Genomic DNA, 22,348 nt, shown 5'->3' on the forward strand with positions numbered 1-22,348 from the left:
GGATGGTGACGACGATGTCGTCACAGTGGCCCGCCAGTGCTTCGTCAATCGAGTTGTCCACGACCTCGACCACCAAGTGGTGAAGACCCGTGCCGTCAGAGGTGTCACCGATGTACATGCCGGGGCGTTTGCGCACGGCTTCCAGGCCTTCCAGAATCTGGATGGAGCCTTCGCCGTAGCCTTCAGATGCGCCCGCCTGATTGGCGTCGATCTTGGGTTGTGCGGTGGTGAAAGCGTCTTCGCTGGGGTTGATTTCGTCGGTCATGTTCAATTTTCTCTGTCGCTTGAATGGCCGAAACCCGCGAGGGGTCGCGGGTTTCGATAAGGTCTATAGCCGTATGGCGCGGGCCTTAAATGCGCATGGGCATCACCACGTATTTGAAGTTGTCGTTTTCTGGAATCGTGATCAAGGCCGAGCTGTTGCCGTCGGCCAAATCGATGCGAACCATATCTTGGCCCATGTTGGCCAGAACGTCGATGATGTAGGTCACGTTGAAACCGATCTCGATGGCGTCGCCGCCGTAATCGATGTCGAGTTCGTCCACGGCTTCTTCTTGTTCGGCGTTGGTCGAGGCCACACGCAAAGTGCCGGGCTCAAGGTTCAGGCGTACGCCTTTGAACTTGTCGCTGGTCAAGATGGCGGTGCGCTGCAAGCAAGACAGCAGCGCTTGGCGGCCCAGCGTGAGGTTGTTGCGATGACCCTTGGGGATGACGCGGTTGTAGTCGGGGAACTTGCCCTCGACCAGCTTGGTCACGAACTCCATGCCATCAAAGCTGAACTTGGCTTGGTTGTTGGCGAATTGCATCTCGATCGCGCCATCGGCATCCGACAGCAAGCGTTGCAGCTCGAGCACGGTCTTGCGCGGCAAGATGACTTCTTGTTTGGTGGGCACCTCCACATCCAGCGTGGCGGCTGTGAATGCCAAGCGGTGACCGTCGGTGGCCACCAGGCTCAGTCGGTTGCCCTCGGCCACAAACAAGATGCCGTTGAGGTAGTAGCGGATGTCGTGCACGGCCATGGCAAACGAGACCTGTCCCAGCAGTTGCTTGAGGGTTTTTTGCGGCACGCTGAACACGGGGCCAAAGCTGGCGGCTTCTTGCACCAGCGGAAAGTCTTCGGCCGGCAAAGTCTGCAAGGTGAACTTGGACTTGCCACCCTTCAAGATCAGCTTGGCTTGTGACGATTCGAGACTGACGGTTTGGTCAGCGGGCATGGTGCGCAAGATGTCGATGAGTTTGCGCGCACCCACGGTGGTGGTGAAATCGCCTGGATCGCCTTCCATCTCGGCCGTGGTGCGGATCTGGATTTCGAGGTCACTGGTGGTCAGTTGCAGTGCGTGACCAGTTTTGCGGATCAGCACATTGGCCAATACAGGCAATGTGTGACGGCGCTCAACAATGCCGGACACGGATTGCAGAACCGACAGCAATTTGTCTTGGGTGGCCTTCAGGACGATCATTTGTCTACCTTTGGTGGTTTTTATCGTCTCAGATCAAATCAGGACGAAATTTTCGCTACAGGGTGCATTTTCGCCGCTTTTTGCCCAGAAAATGGGCTTCATAGGGGTCAAATCACCGAAAACAAACCTGTGGAACGGGGACATGGCGGTTTAACCCTTGAGTGTCTGCTCCAAAACGTGAAGTTGCTGGTTCAACTCGGTCATTTGCTGACGTTCTGCACCAATTTTGCGCACGGCGTGCAGCACCGTGGTGTGGTCACGCCCCCCAAACAGTTCGCCGATCTCGGGCAGGCTCTTTTGGGTCATTTCTTTGGCCAGGTACATGGCGATCTGGCGCGGGCGGGCGATACTGGCCGGGCGCTTTTTGCTGTACATGTCGGCGACCTTGATCTTGTAGTAATCGGCCACGGTTTTCTGGATGTTTTCCACGCTGATCTGGCGGTTTTGAATCGACAGCAAATCGCGCAAGGCGTCACGGGCCAACTGGATCGAGATGTCTTTTTGGTTGAAACGCGAATAGGCCAGGATTTTGCGCAGCGCGCCCTCCAACTCACGCACGTTGGAGCGCACATTTTTGGCCACAAAAAACGCCACTTCCTCGGGCATCTCGCTGCCTTCACTGATGGCTTTGTTGATCAAAATCGCCACGCGCATCTCCAACTCGGGCGGCTCCATGGCCACCGTCAAGCCCGAATCAAAGCGCGAAACCAGGCGCTCGTGGATATCGGCCAGCCCCTTGGGATAGGTGTCGCTGGTCATCACGATGTGCGACTTTTTGGCCAATAAGGCCTCGAATGCATTGAAAAACTCTTCTTGCGTGCGGTCTTTGTTGGCAAAGAACTGGACATCGTCGATCAGCAGCAAATCGAGCGAGTGATAGTGGTGTTTGAACTCGTCAAAAGTCTTGCGCTGGTAGGCTTTAACCACATCCGACACAAACTGTTCAGCGTGGATGTACAAAACTTTGGCTTCGGGGCGGTCAGCCAGCAGTTTGTTGCCAATGGCGTGCATGAGGTGGGTCTTACCCAAACCCACGCCACCATAGATGAACAAGGGGTTGTACAGATGCCCTGGCGAACCCGACACATGCATGGCCGCGGCACGTGCCATGCGGTTAGCCGTGCCTTCGACCAAGTTGTCGAAATTCAAGGCACTGTTGAGTCGATTGCGAAAGGGGTTGGTCGCCGCCTCGTCGGCCACCACCGCCAAAGCCACCGGCATGTCCATAGAGGAGGGCGTTGAGGCTTTTGAAGTCCTGATGCCGCTTTCGCGCTGAGTGATCGCTAACTCAAGCTTGACAGGGTGACCTTGGAGGCTCTCAAGCAAAGCACTCAGACGGCCCGCATATTGGGCACGAATCCAGTCCAACTTGAAACGGTTGGCCACATAGATGGTGACTGTTTGATGGTCTTTGGACACCTGTGCCGAGAGCGGTTTGATCCAGGTGTTGAATTGCTGCTCTGGCAACTCTCGCGCCAGGTCGTCGACGCAGGCTTGCCACAAGGATGGGCTTGGATCGGCCTGAAATTCCGGAGTCATTCCCTCGGTCATTGCGTACTTTTTTATTGTGGACAGAAGTGGTCACGATGCACGGAACGATGGGCTTTATCAAGAGCTTATCCACATGCTGTATCGAAAAGAAAGTTGATCATAAACCACATCCAAGCTCGAACACTCCGGACACACCCTGATGGACAAAAATACAGTTTGTTTGCCGCTGGCCTGAAAGTTTGCGATAATCTTGGGTTTCGCCCAAAGCTGATTCATGGCATTGGGCACAAAGGAAGAGTTATGAAACGCACCTACCAACCATCCAAGACACGTCGCGCCCGCACCCACGGCTTTCTGGTTCGCATGAAAACTCGTGGCGGCCGCGCTGTGATCAATGCTCGCCGCGCCAAAGGCCGCAAGCGCCTGGCTGTCTAATGACTGTTCAGCCGTCTGTTCGTGGCCAATCGCCACTTCGGGCGGTTGCAATCGGGGCATGGCCATCGTGCAGCGTTTAAAAACACGCCCACAGTTTCAGGCTGCCCTGGCGGGTGGTACGGTCTCTCGGACAGCGCATTTTGCGTTGCACCGCTTGAACCTGTCCAAGCCCACAGACAACCCATCGGCCCCCGCCGAACACATCGGGCCTGCACCCTCACCGGAGCAGGCCCTTTTTGACTTGTCTGGTGTTTGGCTGGGTGCCATGGTGCCCAAGCGCTGGGCGCGGCGCGCCGTGACCCGCAACGCCATCAAAAGGCAGATTTACAACGTGAGCGAACGCTATGGCGAACGTTTGCCTGTGGCTGCGCATGTGGTGCGTCTTCGCACCACGTTTGACCGCAAGTTGTTCATCAGCGCCACATCTGACCAACTCAAGTTGGCTGTACGGCTTGAGCTCGAACAGCTTTTTGAACGCGCAGCGCTCCAACCCACTCAGCCAAAGGACACCGCATGACCATTCAGCGCCTTTTGATGGGTGTGGTGCGCGGCTACCGCTTGCTGCTCAGCCCTTGGCTGGGCTCATCTTGCAGGTTCGAGCCCACTTGCTCCGCCTATGCTTTGGACGCATTGTCCTTGCATGGCGCCGCTGCTGGCAGCTACCTGACTCTGCACCGTTTGGTGCGGTGCAGCCCTTGGTGCAAGGGCGGCCATGATCCTGTTCCCACGCAAGCACCCCGCTTGTTCTCTGCTTTGTTTCCCTCTACGTCGTCAAAGAAGACCCCATGAACGATATCCGTCGCACCATCCTTTGGGTGATTTTTGGTTTTTCCCTGGTTCTGCTTTGGGACCAATGGCAACTGCACAACGGGAAAAAAGCCACTTTTTTCCCCAAGCCTGAATTAACCGCGCCCGCTGCTGCCCCTGCACCTGCTGCGGTCACTTCCGGCGCCAACGCATTGCCAACGGCCACCACGGCGCCCGTCGCAGCATCGCCAGGACAGGTGCCCACCTCGGGATCCAGCACCACGGCAGCTGCCCGTGAAAAAATCGAGATCGAAACCGACGTGCTCAAACTCAGCTTTGACACCGAGGGCGGTTCATTGGTGCGCAGCGAGTTCACCAAGCACAGCGATTTGGTCGATCCCAAAAAGAACATGGTGCTGTTGGACCAGAGCAGCAGCCGCGTTTACATGGCGCAAACCGGCTTGATCGGCGGGGATTTCCCAACCCACAAGACCCCCATGCGCTTCAGCGGAGAGCGCAAACTCAAAGATGGTCAGGATGAGTTGACGGTTCGTTTTGAATCGGCCGAGATCAACGGTGTTCAGCTCGTCAAAACCTACACATTCAAACGCGGCAGTCACGTCATCAACGTCAAGCATGATGTGGTGAACAATGGCACCGTCCCTGTATCGCCACAGCTTTATATGCAACTGGTGCGTGATGGCAACAAACCCGAGGGCGAATCGGCGTTTTACTTCACTTTCACCGGACCGGCTGTTTACACCGAAGCCAAAAAATACCAAAAGCTGGAGTTTTCCGACATCGAAAAGAACAAAGTCGAGTTCGAAAAATCTTCGCCCAATGGTTACGTGGCCATGGTGCAGCACTACTTTGCCAGCGCTTGGTTGTTGCCTGAAGGCATACAGCGCGAGAACTTTGCCCGCAAGGTCGACACCAACCTCTATGCCGTGGGCATGATCACACCTTTTGCGGAGTTGGCACCGGGTCAAACCCGCAGCCTCAGCAACCAGTTGTTCAGCGGTCCACAAGAGGAAAAAGTACTCGAAGCCCTGACGCCAGGCCTGGACTTGGTGAAAGACTATGGCTGGTTGGCGATGCTGTCCAAGCCCTTGTACTGGTTGCTGGACCAACTGCACAGCGTGCTGCAAAACTGGGGCTGGTCCATCGTCGCCCTGGTGCTGTTGATCAAGATCGCTTTCTATTGGCTCAATGCCAAGGCCTATTCCAGCATGGCCAAGATGAAAGCCATCAACCCCAAGATCATGGAAATGCGTGAGCGCCTGAAAAACAACCCGCAGCAAATGCAGCAGGAGATGATGAGGATTTACCGTGAAGAGAAGGTCAACCCCATGGGTGGCTGCTTCCCGATCATGGTTCAGATCCCTGTTTTCATTGCGCTGTATTGGGTGCTGTTGTCCAGCGTGGAGATGCGCAATGCCCCATGGCTGGGCTGGATTCAGGACTTGGCTGCACCCGATCCTTACTACATTTTGCCGCTGATCATGACGCTGACAACTCTGCTGCAAACGGCATTGAACCCCGCGCCACCTGATCCGATGCAAGCCAAATTGATGTGGATGATGCCGCTGATTTTCTCGGTCATGTTCTTCTTCTTCCCGTCCGGCTTGGTGCTGTACTGGATCACGAACAACATCTTGTCGATCGCCCAGCAATGGATGATCAACACCCGGATGGGCGTGCCGCCGCAGTTCAACTTGCCCAAGTTCAAGTAAATCCACCCCACCCCAAGGGCCGCGCAAGCGGCCTTTTTTTGCTTCACCTCGTCCAAGACCGCCATGCTCGCCAGACACCAAGATCCGATCGTCGCCATCGCCACCGCACCCGGTCGCGGTGCCGTGGGCATCGTGCGGGTGTCGGGCCGGTATCTGACGCCGCTGATTCATGCGCTGTGCGGCCGCACACTCAAGCCGCGCGAGGCCACGTATTTACCCTTTGCCGATGCCGATGGCAGCCCGATTGATCATGGTCTGGCTTTGCATTTTGTGGCGCCGCACTCGTTCACTGGCGAAGACGTGCTGGAGTTGCAGGCACACGGTGGCCCTGTGGTCTTGCAACTGCTGGTGGCACGTTGCCTGCAAGCGGCGGCCGAAGTGGACCCCGCCACAGGCCAGCTGCGTTTGGCCGGGTTGCGTGTGGCGCAACCGGGCGAGTTTTCTGAGCGCGCTTTTTTGAACGACAAGATCGACTTGGCGCAGGCCGAGGCGATTGCCGACCTGATCGATGCCAGCACCGAGGCCGCAGCCCGAAGCGCCAGCCGGTCATTAGCGGGTGATTTCTCCAAAGAGATCCATGTGCTGCGCGATGCGCTGATTCACCTGCGCATGTTGGTGGAGGCGACGCTGGACTTCCCGGAAGAAGAGATCGACTTTTTGCAAAAGGCCGATGCACAGGGCCAGCTGAACCGCCTGCAAGCGGCCTTGGACACGGTGCTGAGCAAAGCCCGCCAAGGTGCCTTGCTGCGAGAAGGCATCAAGGTGGTGATTGCAGGACAGCCCAATGCGGGCAAAAGTTCGCTGCTCAACGCGTTGGCCGGGGCTGAGCTGGCCATCGTCACCCCGATTGCGGGCACCACGCGCGATGTGGTGCAGCAAACCATTCAGATTGAAGGGGTGCCGCTGCATGTGATCGACACCGCCGGACTGCGCGAAGGCGAAGGCGTGGACGAGGTCGAACAAATCGGCATTGCCCGCGCCTGGGGTCAGATCGAGAACGCCGACGCGGTGCTGTTTTTGCACGACCTGACGCGCGTGGGCATGCCCGATTACGACGCGGCCGACGCCGACATTGCCACGGCTCTGAAAAACCGCTTGCCCGTCAGCGTGGCAGTGGTCGATGTGTGGAACAAGGCCGATGCAACGAGCAGCACACAAGAACGCACGGGCTTGACGCTGTCTGCGCGCACGGGAGAAGGCCTGCAAGCCCTGCGCCAGCAATTGCTGCAGCAAGCCGGTTGGCAGCAAGCCAGCGAAGGCCTGTTCATTGCCCGCGAACGCCATGTGCAAGCGCTGCGCCGGGTGCGCGAGCACCTGGAAGTGGCCGATGCGCATTTGGCAGCGCAAGCGCAAAACCTTGACCTGCTGGCCGAAGAACTGCGCCTGGGTCAAAACGCACTCAATGAAATCACGGGCGAGTTCAGCGCAGACGATTTGTTGGGCGTGATTTTTTCGAGCTTTTGCATCGGCAAGTAAGCCTCTGCAGGTGTCGCCACCCGGGCTTGCAGCGCTCGGCAACAACGTCCCATTCGGTCATTCAATGGTCACTCAGCCACACCTTTGATTAGGGTTTGCGTGGGTGCGTCTGAGGCTAATTTTGTGCACAATTTGAAAATCATGCAAGAAACAGCCCCCAGCACCACCGTCTCTGAGCAAGCCTTCCAGGCTTTGCGCCTGGACGTTTTGTCCGGCCGCCATGTGCCAGAAACCAAACTCAAAGTGGATGCCCTGCAACAGCAATATGGCTTTTCCAGCAGCCCGCTGCGCGAGGCCCTGAATCGTTTGGTGCAAGAAGGGCTGGTCACAGCAGACGAGCGTCGTGGCTTTCGGGTGGCCGCCATGTCGCCAGAGGATTTGGCCGACATCACCAAAATGCGCCTGCTGCTTGACGTGACAGCGTTGCACGAATCGATCCAACACGGCGATGACGCTTGGGAAGCAAGCATCGTGGCGAGCTTTCACCGCCTCGAAAAAATCGAGTCCCGCCTGCCGCAGGGGCCGGTGGTGCTCGATGCCGAATGGAGCCAACGGCACCGGGACTTTCACATGTCACTGATCGCCGCCTGCCCTTCTGAGCGCCAACTGACCTGGAGCATGAGTCTGTTTGACCAAGCTGAGCGGTATCGGCACTTTGCAGCACGCAACCGAACCGTGCTCAAAAAGAAAGACGCCGAGCACCGCGCCCTGATGAAGGCCGTGGTGCGGCGCGATGCAGCCACCGCCGCCCAAATGCTCAGCGAACACATTGCCAGCACGCAAACCAATGTGCTGGCTGCTTTTGCCTTGATGCAAAAAAATCGCACCTGATTTTTAACCTTCAAACCAAAGACCACATGCTGCAAGTCACAAAACCCACCCCTTCTCACTTCGGCATCTATGTTTGGGATGTCGACAAAATGGTGCACTTTTACACCTCGGTTTTTGGCATGGTTGTCAATGACCGAGGGGTAGGCAAAACCTTCAAAGCCCCCTTGGTTTTTTTGAGTTCGACACCCGACCAGCACCACCAATTGGTCATCGCGGGAGGACGTCCGCCAGAGGCTACTTTCAGCACCGTGATGCAACTGTCTTTTGCAGTGCCCTCCATCCAGACACTGCGCGATTTACGTGACAAAGCCATGGCCTTGGGCGCCACCAAGGTGATGCCCATGAACCACGGCAATGCACTGTCTGTTTACTTTGCAGACCCTGAGGGCAACACGGTCGAGACCTACATCGACATGCCGTTCTACATCTCTCAGCCACACGGCGATCCGCTCGACCTGAGCCAAGACGACGCCACCATCCTGCGCGAGACCGAAGCGATCTGCCGCAGTGACCCCAGCTTCATGCCCATTGACCAATGGCAAGCGCAATTCGCTCAAAAAATCCAAATCACTTCACCCTAGGAACTTTCATGAAATTACTCTCCTTCGTTCACCAAGGCCGCGAAACATGGGGCGCTGTGACAGGTCCAGATACCGTCGTGGATCTGGGCCAAGCGATGCCGCAATTTGCCACATTGACAGACTACATTGCCTCGGGCGCGTACTTGCAGGCGCAGCACGACGCAGCCCAGCAAAAGACGTCCATTGCCATGGGCGACATCACCTTCTTGCCGGTCATCCCCAAACCGGAAAAAATCGTTTGCGCCGTGCGCAACTACATGGACCACCACAAAGAAGTGCTGGCGGCAGGCATGCACCGTGAACTGTCCGAGGAGCCGCCGATTTTTCTGCGTGTTTGGCGCTCACAAGTCGCGCACGGTCAGCCCATCATTTGCCCCAAGGTCTCGGGCTCACTCGACTGGGAAGGCGAGTTGGCGGTAATCATTGGCAAAGAAGGTCGCAACATTTCTGAAGCCGATGCCTTTGACCATGTGGCGGGCTACTCTTGCTACAACGACGGCAGCATCCGCGAATGGCAATTTCACGCCAAGCAAATTGCTTCGGGCAAAAACTTCGAGTCCACCGGCGGCTTTGGCCCCTGGATGGTGACGGCTGACGAGATTGCACCCAACCAAGAACTGAAGCTGATCACACGCCTGAATGGCGAAGTGGTGCAGTCGAGCCACACGGGCCACATGATCTTCCCGATCGCCAAACTCATCAGCTATGCCTCGACCATCTTCACACTGGTACCTGGCGACGTGATCGCCACTGGCACGCCCGCAGGTGTGGGCTGGAGCCGCAAGCCGCAATGGTTCATGAAGCCCGGCGATGTGTGCGAAGTCGAGATCGAAGGCATCGGCACTTTGGTCAACCCCATCGCCGCTCAAGCCTGAGCGCTCGCCTGAACATGAAAGCGATCCAAGTCCATGTGACTGGCGGACCTGAAAACCTGCTGGAAGTGAACCTTCCTGAGCCGGTGGCTGGTCGGGGACAGGTTCGCGTCAAGGCCTGCACCATCGGGGTAGGACGCCCAGATGTGCTGCTGCGCAAAGGTATTTACAAGTGGATGCCGCCACTGCCAGCCATTCCAGGTGGTGAGCTGGCCGGTGTGGTGGATGCGGTGGGCGAAGGGGTGACACAGTGGCGAGAAGGTGATCGCGTGTTGATCAGCGCCCGCGAGTTGCCCCAACGAGGCGGCTGCTATGCAGAAGCCATCGTGGTACCCGAAGAAGCCCCCTACCGCTTGCCCGACACCGTCTCGTTCGACGATGCGGTGAGTCTGCCCAATTTGCAGCTGGCACTGGCACTCCTGCAGATCGCAGGGCCTATCGCATCACACACGCCGCATGTGCTGATCACTGGTGCTTCAGGCGGCGTGGCGGGCATGCTGTGCCAAGTGGCCAAATTGCAAGGTTGTGTCACGATTGGTACCAGCAGAAGCCGCGCCAAAGCTGAGTTTGCTTTGGCGTATGGCTTTGACCACGTCATTTGCACCGACAACGAAACACCCAAAGAGCGACTTGAACACATCACCAATGGCAAGGGCTTGAGTCTGGTGTTTGACCACTTGGGCGGTCAAAGTCTGGTCGATGGGCTCAAGAGCTTGGCGCCGTTTGGCACGCTGGTGTCCTACAACATCGTGCAGGGTCCTCCAACCGAAGACACCTTCCAGGTGATGCGCCAATTGCTGGAAAAAAGCCTGGCCATTCGGTGTTTTTCCATGCACACCTTTGATGCTGACAAGGACACACGGCGCGGACTGATGAACGACGCCATTGCGCTGCTGGCGCAGCAGCGCGTGCGCTTTACGCCCCCTCAAATTTTCAAGCTCAGCGAGGTCCAAAAAACCCATGCCTTGCTCGACCAAGGTCTTGTCAGTGGAAAGCTGGTCATGCACCCATGATCCGCAGCTGAAACCGTGAAATTGACATTGAAACTTTAATAACCAGGAGACAAAAATGCTTCGTCGACAACTTCTCGCCACTGTGACCCTCACCGCCTTGGCACTGCCAGGGATCGCGCTGGCGCAAACCTATCCAGACCGCCCCATCAAGGTCATGCAAGGCTTTGCCCCCGGTGGCAACGCTGACAACATTGCCCGCACGGTGGGGATGGAAATGAGCAAGGGCTTGGGCCAAAGCATCGTGGTCGAAGCCCAAGCCGGCGCTGGCGGCACCATTGCGGCCACCACCGTCGCCAAAGCACGGCCCGATGGCTACACCTTGTTGTTGGCCACAGGCGGACACGCAGTGGCTGGCGCTTTGTACAACAACTTGGCCTACCGCACAGTGCAGGACTTTGAGATGGTCAGCACCATCACTTACTTCCCGTTCTTGGTGGTCGTTCCGGCCAACAGCAAATACCCCAGCTTGTCAGCCTTGTTGGCCGCAGCCAGAGCCAACCCCACCGAAGTGAGTTACGGCACCGCCGGCATCGGCTCGACCCACCATCTGGCCGGCGAGTTGCTCGCCAGCATGTCCAAAACACAGCTGCTGCACGTGCCCTTCCGGGGCGACTCGGCCTCGCTCACATCGCTGCTCGGCGGCGAAATCCCAATGATCATTGCCCCGCCCACAGCGGTGATGGCCAACATCAAGTCTGGCAAGCTTCGCGCCATTGCCACCACCGGACCCCAGCGCTGGCAGGGTCTACCCGATGTGCCCACCGTGTCTGAGCAAGGGGTCGCGGGTTACGACGTGCAATCTTGGGCTGGTTTGATGGCGCCTGCAGGCACACCCAAACCCATCGTTGACCGCTTGAATGCCGAGTTGCAAAAAGCCCTCTTGGTTCCCGCCGTCAAGTCGCGCCTGGAAGACATGGGCGGCGATGTACGTGGCAGCACCTCAGAGGAAATGCGAAGCATGGTGGCCGCACAAACCCAAAAATGGATTCAAGTGGTGAACGACGCGAAAATCCCGAAAAACTAAGCCGCCCGACGTTTCATGGGAGCCTTGTCCATGCTTATATGCTCGTGTAAGCACGCCCAAGCCCCATGGTCCGCCCTTTTTTGAAAGCCTTATATGTCACTGATCCAAATCCGCAAACGCAGCCTCACCATCGAAACCACTTACCACGAAGGGGGTCCGGTCACCGATCGGCCTTTGAAACTGGCTGCTGCGTGTGCCGTCATTCAAAACCCTTATGCAGGCACCTACACGCCGGACCTCATGACCTTCATGGCAGAGCTCCGTTCGCTGGGCACGCTGCTGGCCCAAGAGTTGATTGACACCTTGGGCAAAGACAACATCGAGGTTTACAGCAAAGCGGCCATCGTGGGGGTCAATGGCGAAATGGAACACGGCGCCGTCTGGCACGAGGCCGGTGGCTGGGCCATGCGGTCTTTGCTGGGTGACCCCAAAGCCATCGTACCGGCCAGCAAAGCCGTGGCCAGTGCGGGCTACCGCATCATGGTACCCGTGCACTACATCCATGCTTGCTATGTGCGCAGCCACTTCAACAGCATGGAGGTGGGCATTCAAGACGCGCCCCGTCCCAATGAGATTTTGTTTGCGCTGGTGATGGGCACGGGCGGTCGGGTTCACTCTCGTTTGGGTGGATTGACCGTGGACAAGGTCTCTGTGCACGATGGCCAACGTTGATGCCACTCATCCCATGCTGACCCCCGAGCAAGACGCTTTTTTGCGCGAACGCTCGGACTGGATGGGCGCTTATTTGGTGCTGCATGCCTGGGGCATGGTTGCGCTGGCCATGGCATTTTTTGTGGCTTGGCCCAACCCCTTGAGCTTCATCGTTGCCGTGATCGTCATCGGCGGAAGGCAGCTGGGCATGGCGATTTTGATGCACGATGCGGCGCACCGCGCCCTTTTCAAAAACACCTGGCTCAATGACAAGTTGGGGGCGTTTTTGTGCGGCTGGCCTGTGGGAGCGAGCCTGACGCTGTACCGGCCCTATCACCTGAGCCACCACCGCCACACCCAGCAACCGGAAGACCCCGACCTGATTTTGTCGGCCCCCTTTCCCATTACCCGTCAAAGTTTTTGGCGCAAGATGCGGCGGGACATTTTGGGCATCACCGGCTACCAGCGGCGCATGGAATTTTTCCGCATGGAAATGGGCGATGACCCGAACCCTTGGCAACGCCTGAAAAAACTGATGGCCGCAGAAAAGTACTTCTTTTTCAGCAACCTGCTCATCTTCGCGGTCACCGCCGCAGCCGGTGTGTGGTGGGCGTACTTTGCCTTATGGCTGCTGCCCTTACTGACTTGGTACCAAGTGATCAGCCGGGTGCGCAACATCGCCGAGCATGCGGTGGTGGGCGACAACCATGACCGCTTGCGCAACACGCGCACCACCCTCACCCATTGGGGCATGCGCATGGTGCTGGCACCTTATTGGGTCAACTACCACCTGGAACATCATCTGTTTGTGTTCACCCCGTGCTGGAAGTTGCCTGCGGCCCACCGCATGCTGATTGAGCAAGGCTTGGGGCCACGAATGGAACTGGCCACCGGTTATGTGCAGGTGCTGCGCTTGGCCACCAGCAAAAAAAGTGACCATGGCGATACCGGTGGCACACAGTCACAGCGCAAGGGCGCCGCACTGATCTGAGGCGTTTTGCGCAACGGGATGGCGTCAGTCTGTCAGGCTCACGCAAGTCCAGTCGCTTATGGGACATGCATTCGGGATAACCATGTAACGCGGTTTTTGAACGGGTCACAGAATGCGCACCAAGACATTTTTCTTTTTCCCGTCCTGGTGCAAGACGCAATGGCTGATGAAATCATTCTCGAAACCCGCGAGCTCATCAAAGAGTTCAAAGGGTTTATTGCTGTCAACGACGTCAATCTCAAGGTTAGACGCGGCGAGATCCACGCACTGATTGGACCCAACGGTGCCGGCAAGACCACGGTTTTCAATTTGCTGACCAAGTTCTTGATTCCCACCCGGGGGCAGATCCTGTTCAACGGCCGCGACATCACCGGCGAACGTTCTGCACAGATTGCCCGTCGCGGCATCGTGCGTTCATTCCAAATTTCCGCCACGTTCCCCAATCTTTCGGTGATTGAAAACGTGCGCATCGCCTTGCAACGCGGGGCAGGTATGTCCATGCAGTTCTGGCGCTCTGAACGTGTCTTGGACAGCCTGAACGACCGCGCCATGCAACTGCTGGCTGAAGTTGACCTGCAAGACATGTCGCATTTGATGGCGGTTGAGCTGCCTTATGGTCGCAAGCGCGCACTGGAAATTGCCACCACACTGGCCATGGAGCCCGAGCTCATGCTGCTGGACGAGCCCACACAGGGCATGGGCCACGAAGACGTGGACCGCGTCACACAGTTGATCAAAAAAGTGGGGGCTAACCGCACCATTTTGATGGTGGAGCACAACATGAACGTGGTCGCCAAGATCGCCGACACCATCAGCGTGTTGCAACGCGGCCAAGTGATTGCCGAAGGGCCTTACGCGGTGGTTTCTCAAAATCCTCAAGTCCTCGAGGCCTATATGGGCACGACCGAAAACCAGTTGGAGGGGGCCCATGGCTGAGCCCAAAGAATTTCTGCGCATCAGCGACCTGCACGCTTGGTATGGCGAGTCGCACATCCTGCATGGCGTGAACCTGACCGTCAACGAAGGCGAAGTGGTGACCCTGCTGGGGCGAAATGGCGCAGGCCGCACCACCACCATCAAATCGATTCTGGGTTTGGTGGGCAGACGCACCGGCCAGATCACGATCAACGGGACCGAGTCGGTCAACATGGCGCCGCACCAAATTGCCAAGCTCGGCATTGGTTATTGCCCAGAAGAGCGCGGCATTTTTGCATCCCTGACTTGTGAAGAAAACCTGATGCTGCCACCCGTGATCGCTGCAGGCGGCATGGGTCTGGACGAAATTTACGAGATGTTCCCCAACTTGTCAGAGCGCAAAAACAGCCCTGGCACACGCCTGTCGGGTGGCGAGCAGCAGATGTTGGCCGTTGGCCGCATCTTGCGCACCGGCGCCCGCTTTTTGCTGCTGGACGAGATCTCGGAGGGTTTGGCGCCTGTCATTGTGCAGGCTTTGGCCCGCATGATCCGTTCGCTCAAGGCCAAGGGCTACACCATCATCATGGTGGAGCAAAACTTCCGCTTTGCCGCACCACTGGCCGACCGTTTTTATGTGATGGAACATGGGCAAATCGTTGAAGGCTTCACCTCAGCCGAATTGCCCAACAAGATGAGCATGCTCAGCGAGTACCTCGGCGTCTGATTTTTTTATTTTTAAACCAGGAGACAACACCATGAAACGCAAACTTCTCACCATCGCCGCTGCTGCGGCTTGTGCCTTTGGCGGTGCCGCCCAAGCCCAGATCTCTGACGGCACAGTCAAGATCGGCGTGTTGAACGACATGTCGGGCCTGTACTCTGACATCACCGGCCCCGGCTCTTTGCTGGCGGCTCGCATGGCGGTCGAAGACTACGTTAAGGCCACTGGCTCCAAACTCAAAATTGAAGTGATCGGTGCTGACCACCAAAACAAACCCGATGTGGGCTCCAACATTGCCCGCCAGTGGTTTGACACCGACAAGGTCGACATGATCGCCGACGTGCCCACGTCTTCGGTGGGCTTGGCTGTGGCAGCGATTGCCCGCGAAAAAGGCAAGTTGCACGTGAACGCCGGATCGGCCACCTCTGACTTGACTGGCAAGGCTTGCAATGCCAACACCATCCACTGGGCTTATGACACCTACATGCTGGCCAACGGCACCGGCAAGGCGATCGTCAAAAACGGCGGCAACACCTGGTTCTTCTTGACGGCTGACTACGCCTTCGGTCACGCTCTGGAGCGCGACACCGAAGCTGTGGTGACCAAGAACGGTGGCAAAGTGGTGGGCAAAGTGCGCACCCCATTCCCCACACAAGACTTCTCCTCGTTCTTGTTGCAAGCGCAAGCTTCCAAAGCCAAGATCATTGGTTTGGCCAACGCCGGTGGCGACACCACCAACTCGATCAAGCAAGCAGCCGAGTTCGGCATCGTTCGTGGCGGCCAAAACCTGGCAGGTCTGTTGGTGTTCTTGCCTGACGTGCACTCGCTGGGTCTGAACGTGGCACAAGGCCTGATGTTGACCGAAACCTTCTACTGGGACTTGAACGACCAGACCCGCGCATGGTCACGCCGTTTTGCCAGCGCCAACAGCGGCAAGATGCCTTCCATGGTGCAAGCGGGTGTTTATTCCAGCGTGCTTCACTACTTGAAGTCCGTTGAAGCAGCCAAGACCGATGACGGCACCAAAGTGGCGGCCAAGATGAAAGAGCTGCCCACTGACGATCCGCTGTTTGGCAAGGGCATTGTCCGTGCCGATGGCCGCAAGATTCACCCCGCTTACTTGTTTGAAGTCAAAAAGCCTTCGGAGTCCAAAGGCCCTTACGACTATTACAAACTGGCTGCCACCATCCCGGCCAACGAGGCATTCCGCCCCTTGTCCGAGAGCGAGTGCCCACTCGTCAAGAAGTAATCCCACTGTTCTGAGCTAACCAAAGTCACCGCCATGGAAATTTTTGGCATTCCCTCCCAAGCCCTCTTTGGGCAATTGCTGATCGGACTGATCAACGGTTCGTTTTATGCGCTGCTCTCGCTGGGCCTGGCGGTGATCTTCGGCCTGCTCAACATCATCAACTTCACCCATGGCGCCCAGTACATGCTGGGCGCCTTTGTGGCCTACCTGGGCATGCAAAAACTGGGGATGAATTACTGGGTCGCTCTGGTTGTCACACCACTTGTGGTGGGGGCCACGGGCATGCTCATTGAGCGCACCATGCTCAAGCAACTCTACAAGCTGGACCACCTTTATGGTCTGCTGCTCACATTCGGATTGGCACTGATCATCCAGGGCTTGTTCCGACACGAATTTGGCTCCTCGGGCATGCCTTACCCCGTGCCCGAAGTCTTCAGGGGCGCGATCGACACCGGCTTCATGTTCTTGCCCAAATACCGAGCTTGGGTCATCGTCGCCTCTTTGGTGGTGTGTCTGGCCACTTGGTACGTGATTGAACGCACCAAGCTGGGCGCCTACTTGCGCGCCGCCACCGAAAACCCCAGCCTGGTGCAATCCTTTGGCATCAACGTGCCGCGCATGATCACTTTGACCTATGGCTTCGGCGTGGGCTTGGCCGCTTTGGCCGGCGTCATGGCTGCGCCCATTTACCAAGTCAACCCCACCATGGGCGCCGACCTCATCATTGTGGTGTTCGCCGTGGTGGTGATTGGCGGCATGGGCTCGATCATGGGCGCCATCGTCACTGGATTTGGTTTGGGCCTTGTAGAAGGTCTGACCAAGGTCTTCTACCCCGAGGCTTCGGCCACCGTGATCTTTGTGATCATGACCATCGTTCTGCTCCTCAAGCCCGCCGGCCTGTTCGGCACCCAGAAGTAAAGCCATGTCGAACTCTGCAATGACCACTGTGACCTCTGGTTCCTCCCGCTCACACTGGGTGGCATTCGCCATCATGGTGCTGGCCCTTGCCATTGCCCCAATCTGGGTCTACCCGATCTTCTTGATGAAAGTGATGTGCTTTGCGCTGTTTGCTTGCGCTTTCAACTTGTTGCTGGGCTTTGGTGGCCTGCTGTCTTTTGGCCACGCCATGTTTTTGGGCACAGCCGGTTATGCGTCGGCGCATGCTGCCAAGGTCTGGGGCTTGACGCCCGAGTTGGCCGTTCTTTTCGGTACGCTGTGTTCCACCGTTTTGGCCTATGTGGTGGGCTCTCTGGCGATTCGCCGCCAAGGCATTTACTTTGCGATGATCACCTTGGCTTTGGCCCAGATGATCTTCTTCTTCGCATTGCAAGCCCCTTTTACTGGCGGTGAAGACGGTATCCAAAACGTGCCACGCGGCCACCTGTTTGGCCTGTTTGATCTGGCAGACAACATGAACATGTACATGTTTGTGTTTGCAATTTTCATTCTGGGTTTCTTGTTTGTCTGGCGCGTTATCCATTCACCGTTTGGTCAAATTCTGAAGGCCATCCGCGAGCACCAAGACCGTGCAACGTCTTTGGGCTACGACACCGACAAATTCAAACTGCTGGCCTTCGTCATCTCGGGTGCCATCGCGGGCACAGCGGGTGCCACCAAATCGCTGGTGTTCCAGTTGGCATCTCTGACCGACGTGCACTGGTCGATGTCAGGCGAAGTGGTGCTGATGACTCTGGTCGGCGGCATGGGCACTTTGTTTGGCCCCGTGGTCGGCGCCGCCGTGATCGTCAGCATGCAAAACTACCTGGCCCAGCTGGGCGCTTGGGTCACCATCATTCAGGGCGTGATCTTTGTGGTGTGTGTGTTGGCCTTCCGACGCGGCATCATTGGTGAGATTGCCAACTGGATCAAGAAACCCTTGTGACGCTGCGCTCAACACCCACAAAAAAACCGCCCTAACAGGCGGTTTTTTTGTGGGCCATGGCCCTGGGGTGTGGCCGACTCAGCGCATGAAATTTTTCACGTAGTCCGCCCCTAGCCCCACAGCCTCGAAGTGGGCGCGGTACTTCTCGATGCGCGTGAACACATCGTCATATCCCGTGGCATTGCCTTGAGTGTCCACGTACATCAGGGCACCGTGCACGGTGAACATCGTCACCATGTCCTGACAATCGTCGGGTACCACCAAGGTGTGGGTCTCGCCTGGTGGCTCGTACACATAGCTGCCTTCCTCGGCCACCCAGTCGTGTTCTAGGTAAAGCCACTTGCCGCGCAAGACATGGGCATGCACCATGCCTGAGTGACGGTGACGCTGGAGCAAGCCCGAGCGTTTGACCTTCAGCAGGTGCACATAAAACCCACCACTCACATTCAGATGCAAAGGTCGCGACCAAATGCCGGGGGCGATTGGGGCCCACAAGCGCTCGTCTTCGGTTTGCACATCGAGCACCACCATGTCGGGCGACATCCCCCATGGCTGGGGTTTGGCATAAGGAACGCGGTCGTCAGCGGCCGCTGGTGGCGTGTGATTGGAGCTCATGGGTGGGCAGTGAACAATTCAAAACACTCAGCTTAAAACGGAGTGCCTCGCTGGCCTGCGCCATGTGTGACAGCTTTGAGCGCCATCTGCGCCCGAAAGGAACGCCAACCGCCTTCAATGCCCTGCAAAAGACACCAAGGTGAAGAGCTTCAAACCGGCGGCCTTGATGCGCTCCGACCCACCCAGTTCAGGCAAGTCAACAATGGCCGCGCCTTCGATGACCTTGGCACCCAGTTTTTCGAGCAATTTTTTACCCGCCATCATGGTGCCGCCTGTGGCAATCAAATCATCGATCAGCAAGACACGCTGGCCAGGCTTGACGGCGTCGGTGTGCAGTTCGACGGTGGCGCTGCCGTATTCCAACTCGTAGGTTTCTTCTACGGTGGTGAAAGGCAACTTGCCCTTTTTGCGGATCGGTACAAAACCGAGGCCCAATTCATAAGCGACCACCGAGCCTAAGATAAAACCACGCGCATCCAAGCCGGCCACCACATCGGGGCGCAAGTCGGGCGCCATGTAACGGTGCACAAACGCATCGATCAAAACGCGGAACACCCGGGGGTCTTGCAGCAAGGGCGTGATGTCACGGAACTGCACGCCCGGTGCAGGCCAATCCGGCACGGTGCGGATGTGGCTCTTCAGGTAATCGTTGACATTCAGATTGTCCATGTCTTGGGCTCGCAATGGGGGCTTTGAAAATGACCCGTTCAAGAGACAGCAGGCCATGCGGGTCGGCTTGACCAACCGGGCTGATGTTAACAAGCCGACAAGGCTTCGAGCCGATAAAATGAAGCTATGCTTGCCCACACCAACACCACCCTGCAACTCGCCCGAGAGACCCTCGACATTGAAGCGGCTGCGCTGCTTCAACTCAAGGACCGTCTGGACGAGCGCTTCGTCAAAGCGGTCAACATGGTCTTGGCCGTTCAGGGCCGTGTGGTGGTCACCGGCATGGGCAAAAGCGGCCACATCGGTCGCAAGATTGCCGCCACGCTGGCGTCCACCGGCACACCGGCCATGTTTGTGCACCCCGGTGAAGCCAGCCATGGCGACTTGGGCATGATCAAAACTGTGGATGTGGTCTTGGCCATCTCCAACAGCGGTGAAAGTGACGAGCTCGTGGCCATCTTGCCGGTGCTCAAGCGACAGGGCGTGCCCTTGATTGCCATGACCGGCGGCATGGCGTCTTCTTTGGCCCGCCATGCCGATGTGGTGATTGACTGCTCGGTGAGCAAAGAGGCCTGCCCTTTGAACCTGGCCCCCACGGCCAGCACCACGGCCCAGCTGGCCATGGGCGACGCTTTGGCCGTGGCCTTGCTGGATGCCCGGGGCTTCAAGCCCGAAGACTTTGCACGCTCTCACCCGGGTGGCTCTTTGGGTCGCAAGCTGCTCACGCATGTGGGCGATGTCATGCGCAAAGGCAACGATGTGCCACACGTGGCGCCCGATGCCGAATTCACCACCCTGATGCGAGAGATGAGCAGCAAGGGCTTGGGTGCCACCGCCGTCACCGATACCAAGGGCCAAGTATTGGGCGTGTTCACCGATGGCGATTTGCGCCGTTTGATTGAAAAAGGCGTTGACCTGCGCAGCTTGAAGGCGCACGAGGTGATGCGTCCCAAGCCTCGCACCATCCGTCACGACGCCCTCGCAGTTGAGGCAGCCGAAATGATGGAGCTCCACCGCATCACCAGCATTTTGGTGGTCGATGCCGAGGGGGTTTTGTGCGGTGCCATCAACTCCAACGACCTGATGCGGGCCAAGGTGATCTGACATGCAAGCACTGACACCCGCCCTGATTTACCCACCCGAGTTGCTGCTGCAAGCCCAGGGAATTCGTGTCGCGTTTTTTGACATCGACGGGGTGTTGACCGATGGTGGGCTGTACTTCTCAGAATCGGGCGAAACTCTCAAGCGTTTCAACACGCTGGACGGCCAAGGCCTGAAACTGCTGCAAAAGGCGGGCATCACGCCGGTCGTCATCACGGGGCGTGACTCTGCGCCTTTGCGCCTTCGCCTTCAGGCCCTTGGCATCACCCACGCCCGCTTTGGCACCGAAGACAAGCGTCCTGCAGCCGAGGTTTTTTTGGATCAACTGGGGCTGACATGGTCGCAAGCAGCCGCCATGGGCGACGATTGGCCAGACCTGCCGGTGATGCAACGGGCGGCCTTTGCATGCGCCCCCGCCAACGCCCATGCCCAAGCCAAAGCACTGGCCCACCACACCACGGCTGAACGCGGTGGTGAAGGGGCAGCCCGGGCATTTTGCGACTTGTTGCTGGTCGCAGGCGGCCATTACGCCGGCTTGCTGGCACAGGTCGGCCTGAGTGACCACAAGGGTGCCTCTGCATGAGCGCCTGGATGCGTCTGCGACGCACGCTGGACCGACTCACCATTTACTTGCCATTGATCTTGTTTGGCTTGCTGGCATTGGGCAGCTGGTGGTTGGTTCGCAGCATGCCAGAGTTGCTGCCACCGGGAACCGACAAGTTGCTGCGCGTCGAGCCCGATTACCGACTCGAAAAATTCACCGTCAAGTCCTTTGACATATCGGGCCGCATGACCCGTGAAATCAGTGGGCAAAGTGCCACGCACTTTCCAGCAAAGCAAGAGCTGCACATTCAGAACATCCGGATCTTTGCCGAAAACGAACTGGGGACACGCTTTCAAGCACAGGCCCGTCTTGGCGTCTCGAAAGAACCCGAGCAACAAGTCGATTTGACCGGCGGTGTGTTCGCGGTCCGAGCGGCTGACCAAAAAGGGCCGCGCGTGACGCTCAAAGGTGAGGCTTTAACGGCGCTGATGGATGAGGAGCGCTTGGTCTCTTCAGTGCCGGTTGAAATCGTCCGCGATGGTGATGTCTTCACCTCTGAGACCATGGACTTTGACACTCGCAATGGGCACTACGAACTGCAGGGTCGGGTGAAGTCGGTTCTGTCTCCCACCCGCAAACCCTGACAGCAAAAAGCCCTGCGAAGCAGGGCTTTGTCGAAACAAGGGCCAAGGTAAGGTCTGACCCTAGCCCGTGCAGGGGTCAGTAACCACCGCCGTAGCCGCCACCACCATCGCGACCGCCGCCGCCATCACGGCGACCACCACCACGCGGGCCTGCGCCGTAAGGGCTGCGGAAACCACCGCCGCCACCTTCGCCGCCACCGCCATAACCGCCGCCACCTTCACGGCGACCACCGCCGTAACCGCCACCACCATCGCGGCCACCGCCGTAGCCGCCGCCACCTTCACGCGCGCCGCCGTAGCCACCGCCGCCGCCGCCCTCACGGGGACCGCCATAGCCACCACCACCTTCACGGGGGCCACCATAGCCGCCACCACCTTCACGACGGCCGCCGCCAAAACCACCACCGCCACCGAACCCGCCACCACCGGTGCGAGGAGGACGTGCTTCCATGGGGCGTGCTTCGTTCACGACCACGTTGCGGCCACCCAAAGGCTGGCCATTCATGCCGTTGATGGCGGCTTGCGCCTCATCGTCGCTGCCCATCTCCACAAAACCGAAGCCTTTGGAGCGGCCGGTGTCACGTTCCATCATGACTTTGGCGCTGGTCACCGCACCGAATTCACCGAAGGCTTGTTCCAGATCGCTGTCACGAACCGAATAAGGCAGGTTGCCGACGTAAAGTTTGTTGCCCATGAAAGGGAC

General features: G+C 57.9%; 25 protein-coding genes and 1 pseudogene. 20 read left to right on the top strand and 6 right to left on the bottom strand.

Features of this window, described 5'->3' with window-relative positions; all coding sequences use genetic code 11:
* The 3 genes and pseudogenes from gyrB to dnaA form a co-directional block, all read right to left on the bottom strand.
* A pseudogene (gene gyrB, locus Q1M54_RS15655) lies at positions 1–265 on the bottom strand (DNA gyrase subunit B); the annotation flags it as partial.
* An 85-nt stretch (positions 266–350) separates the two neighbouring features.
* Entirely contained in the window at positions 351–1,460 is a 1,110-nt protein-coding gene (gene dnaN, locus Q1M54_RS15660; protein WP_019426797.1) for a DNA polymerase III subunit beta, read from the bottom strand.
* 150 nt (positions 1,461–1,610) lie between these two features.
* Positions 1,611–3,011 (bottom strand): chromosomal replication initiator protein DnaA, encoded by a 1,401-nt coding sequence (gene dnaA / locus Q1M54_RS15665; protein ID WP_300559199.1) that lies wholly within the window; start codon positions 3,009–3,011, stop codon positions 1,611–1,613.
* Between the two features lie 240 nt (positions 3,012–3,251).
* Between dnaA and rpmH the strand changes: the two genes are divergently transcribed.
* From rpmH to Q1M54_RS15750, 17 genes are all read left to right on the top strand, one after another.
* Positions 3,252–3,386: a 50S ribosomal protein L34 gene (gene rpmH, locus Q1M54_RS15670; protein WP_005798102.1), complete on the top strand. Its 135-nt coding sequence runs from the start codon at positions 3,252–3,254 to the stop codon at positions 3,384–3,386.
* A gap of 67 nt (positions 3,387–3,453) precedes the next feature.
* Positions 3,454–3,903, top strand: a complete 450-nt coding sequence (locus Q1M54_RS15675; protein ID WP_300559253.1) for a ribonuclease P protein component — start codon at positions 3,454–3,456, stop codon at positions 3,901–3,903.
* The gene (yidD, locus tag Q1M54_RS15680; protein ID WP_300559202.1) at positions 3,900–4,175 is read left to right on the top strand and encodes a membrane protein insertion efficiency factor YidD; all 276 of its coding nucleotides are present in this window, start codon (positions 3,900–3,902) and stop codon (positions 4,173–4,175) included. The genes Q1M54_RS15675 and yidD overlap by 4 nt, the downstream gene beginning before the upstream one ends.
* On the top strand, positions 4,172–5,866 hold the full coding sequence (yidC, locus tag Q1M54_RS15685; protein ID WP_300559204.1) for a membrane protein insertase YidC: 1,695 nt from the start codon (positions 4,172–4,174) through the stop codon (positions 5,864–5,866). The genes yidD and yidC overlap by 4 nt, the downstream gene beginning before the upstream one ends.
* A gap of 63 nt (positions 5,867–5,929) precedes the next feature.
* Positions 5,930–7,342 carry a tRNA uridine-5-carboxymethylaminomethyl(34) synthesis GTPase MnmE gene (gene mnmE, locus Q1M54_RS15690; protein WP_300559206.1) on the top strand — a complete coding sequence of 471 codons (1,413 nt, stop codon included), beginning with the start codon at positions 5,930–5,932 and terminating at the stop codon, positions 7,340–7,342.
* Between the two features lie 141 nt (positions 7,343–7,483).
* Positions 7,484–8,173 carry a GntR family transcriptional regulator gene (locus Q1M54_RS15695; protein WP_300559209.1) on the top strand — a complete coding sequence of 230 codons (690 nt, stop codon included), beginning with the start codon at positions 7,484–7,486 and terminating at the stop codon, positions 8,171–8,173.
* Between the two features lie 26 nt (positions 8,174–8,199).
* On the top strand, positions 8,200–8,754 hold the full coding sequence (locus Q1M54_RS15700) for a VOC family protein (protein WP_300559212.1): 555 nt from the start codon (positions 8,200–8,202) through the stop codon (positions 8,752–8,754).
* 8 nt (positions 8,755–8,762) lie between these two features.
* Positions 8,763–9,629, top strand: a complete 867-nt coding sequence (locus Q1M54_RS15705; RefSeq protein ID WP_300559215.1) for a fumarylacetoacetate hydrolase family protein — start codon at positions 8,763–8,765, stop codon at positions 9,627–9,629.
* A 14-nt stretch (positions 9,630–9,643) separates the two neighbouring features.
* A complete protein-coding gene (locus Q1M54_RS15710) occupies positions 9,644–10,639 on the top strand; it encodes a zinc-dependent alcohol dehydrogenase family protein (protein WP_300559218.1) in 996 nt (331 codons plus the stop codon).
* 55 nt (positions 10,640–10,694) lie between these two features.
* Positions 10,695–11,663 carry a tripartite tricarboxylate transporter substrate binding protein gene (locus Q1M54_RS15715; RefSeq protein WP_300559221.1) on the top strand — a complete coding sequence of 323 codons (969 nt, stop codon included), beginning with the start codon at positions 10,695–10,697 and terminating at the stop codon, positions 11,661–11,663.
* A gap of 93 nt (positions 11,664–11,756) precedes the next feature.
* Positions 11,757–12,335, top strand: coding sequence for an amino acid synthesis family protein (locus Q1M54_RS15720; protein WP_300559224.1), 579 nt, complete (start codon positions 11,757–11,759; stop codon positions 12,333–12,335).
* A complete protein-coding gene (locus Q1M54_RS15725) occupies positions 12,322–13,305 on the top strand; it encodes a fatty acid desaturase family protein (protein WP_300559226.1) in 984 nt (327 codons plus the stop codon). Before Q1M54_RS15720 ends, Q1M54_RS15725 begins: the two co-directional genes overlap by 14 nt.
* Positions 13,306–13,464: 159 nt before the next feature.
* On the top strand, positions 13,465–14,241 hold the full coding sequence (locus Q1M54_RS15730) for an ABC transporter ATP-binding protein (RefSeq protein WP_300559228.1): 777 nt from the start codon (positions 13,465–13,467) through the stop codon (positions 14,239–14,241).
* The gene (locus tag Q1M54_RS15735) at positions 14,234–14,944 is read left to right on the top strand and encodes an ABC transporter ATP-binding protein (protein ID WP_300559230.1); all 711 of its coding nucleotides are present in this window, start codon (positions 14,234–14,236) and stop codon (positions 14,942–14,944) included. The genes Q1M54_RS15730 and Q1M54_RS15735 overlap by 8 nt, the downstream gene beginning before the upstream one ends.
* 31 nt (positions 14,945–14,975) lie before the next feature.
* Entirely contained in the window at positions 14,976–16,190 is a 1,215-nt protein-coding gene (locus Q1M54_RS15740) for an ABC transporter substrate-binding protein (RefSeq protein ID WP_300559232.1), read from the top strand.
* Between the two features lie 33 nt (positions 16,191–16,223).
* A complete protein-coding gene (locus Q1M54_RS15745) occupies positions 16,224–17,108 on the top strand; it encodes a branched-chain amino acid ABC transporter permease (protein ID WP_300559235.1) in 885 nt (294 codons plus the stop codon).
* Between the two features lie 4 nt (positions 17,109–17,112).
* Positions 17,113–18,072: a branched-chain amino acid ABC transporter permease gene (locus Q1M54_RS15750; RefSeq protein ID WP_300559238.1), complete on the top strand. Its 960-nt coding sequence runs from the start codon at positions 17,113–17,115 to the stop codon at positions 18,070–18,072.
* A 78-nt stretch (positions 18,073–18,150) separates the two neighbouring features.
* Here Q1M54_RS15750 and Q1M54_RS15755 read toward each other — a convergent pair whose 3' ends face one another.
* Positions 18,151–18,687: a 2,4'-dihydroxyacetophenone dioxygenase family protein gene (locus Q1M54_RS15755; RefSeq protein ID WP_300559240.1), complete on the bottom strand. Its 537-nt coding sequence runs from the start codon at positions 18,685–18,687 to the stop codon at positions 18,151–18,153.
* Positions 18,688–18,801: 114 nt separating this feature from the next.
* A complete protein-coding gene (locus Q1M54_RS15760) occupies positions 18,802–19,356 on the bottom strand; it encodes an adenine phosphoribosyltransferase (RefSeq protein WP_300559243.1) in 555 nt (184 codons plus the stop codon).
* A gap of 126 nt (positions 19,357–19,482) precedes the next feature.
* Between Q1M54_RS15760 and Q1M54_RS15765 the strand changes: the two genes are divergently transcribed.
* Genes Q1M54_RS15765 through lptC form a run of 3 tightly spaced genes read left to right on the top strand, consistent with a single transcriptional unit; the run spans position 19,483 to position 21,645 of the window.
* A complete protein-coding gene (locus tag Q1M54_RS15765; protein WP_300559246.1) occupies positions 19,483–20,460 on the top strand; it encodes a KpsF/GutQ family sugar-phosphate isomerase in 978 nt (325 codons plus the stop codon).
* Between the two features lies 1 nt (position 20,461).
* On the top strand, positions 20,462–21,040 hold the full coding sequence (locus tag Q1M54_RS15770; protein WP_300559249.1) for an HAD hydrolase family protein: 579 nt from the start codon (positions 20,462–20,464) through the stop codon (positions 21,038–21,040).
* Positions 21,037–21,645: an LPS export ABC transporter periplasmic protein LptC gene (gene lptC / locus Q1M54_RS15775; RefSeq protein ID WP_300559251.1), complete on the top strand. Its 609-nt coding sequence runs from the start codon at positions 21,037–21,039 to the stop codon at positions 21,643–21,645. The genes Q1M54_RS15770 and lptC overlap by 4 nt, the downstream gene beginning before the upstream one ends.
* Before the next feature lie 76 nt (positions 21,646–21,721).
* On the opposite strand, the gene Q1M54_RS15780 is transcribed toward lptC, so the two are convergent.
* Positions 21,722–22,339, bottom strand: a complete 618-nt coding sequence (locus Q1M54_RS15780) for an RNA-binding protein (RefSeq protein ID WP_300559255.1) — start codon at positions 22,337–22,339, stop codon at positions 21,722–21,724.
* Between the last annotated feature and the right edge of the window lie 9 nt (positions 22,340–22,348).

The sequence above is a fragment of the Limnohabitans sp. Rim8 genome (assembly GCF_943326455.1).
In the GTDB taxonomy this organism is placed as follows: domain Bacteria; phylum Pseudomonadota; class Gammaproteobacteria; order Burkholderiales; family Burkholderiaceae_C; genus Limnohabitans_A.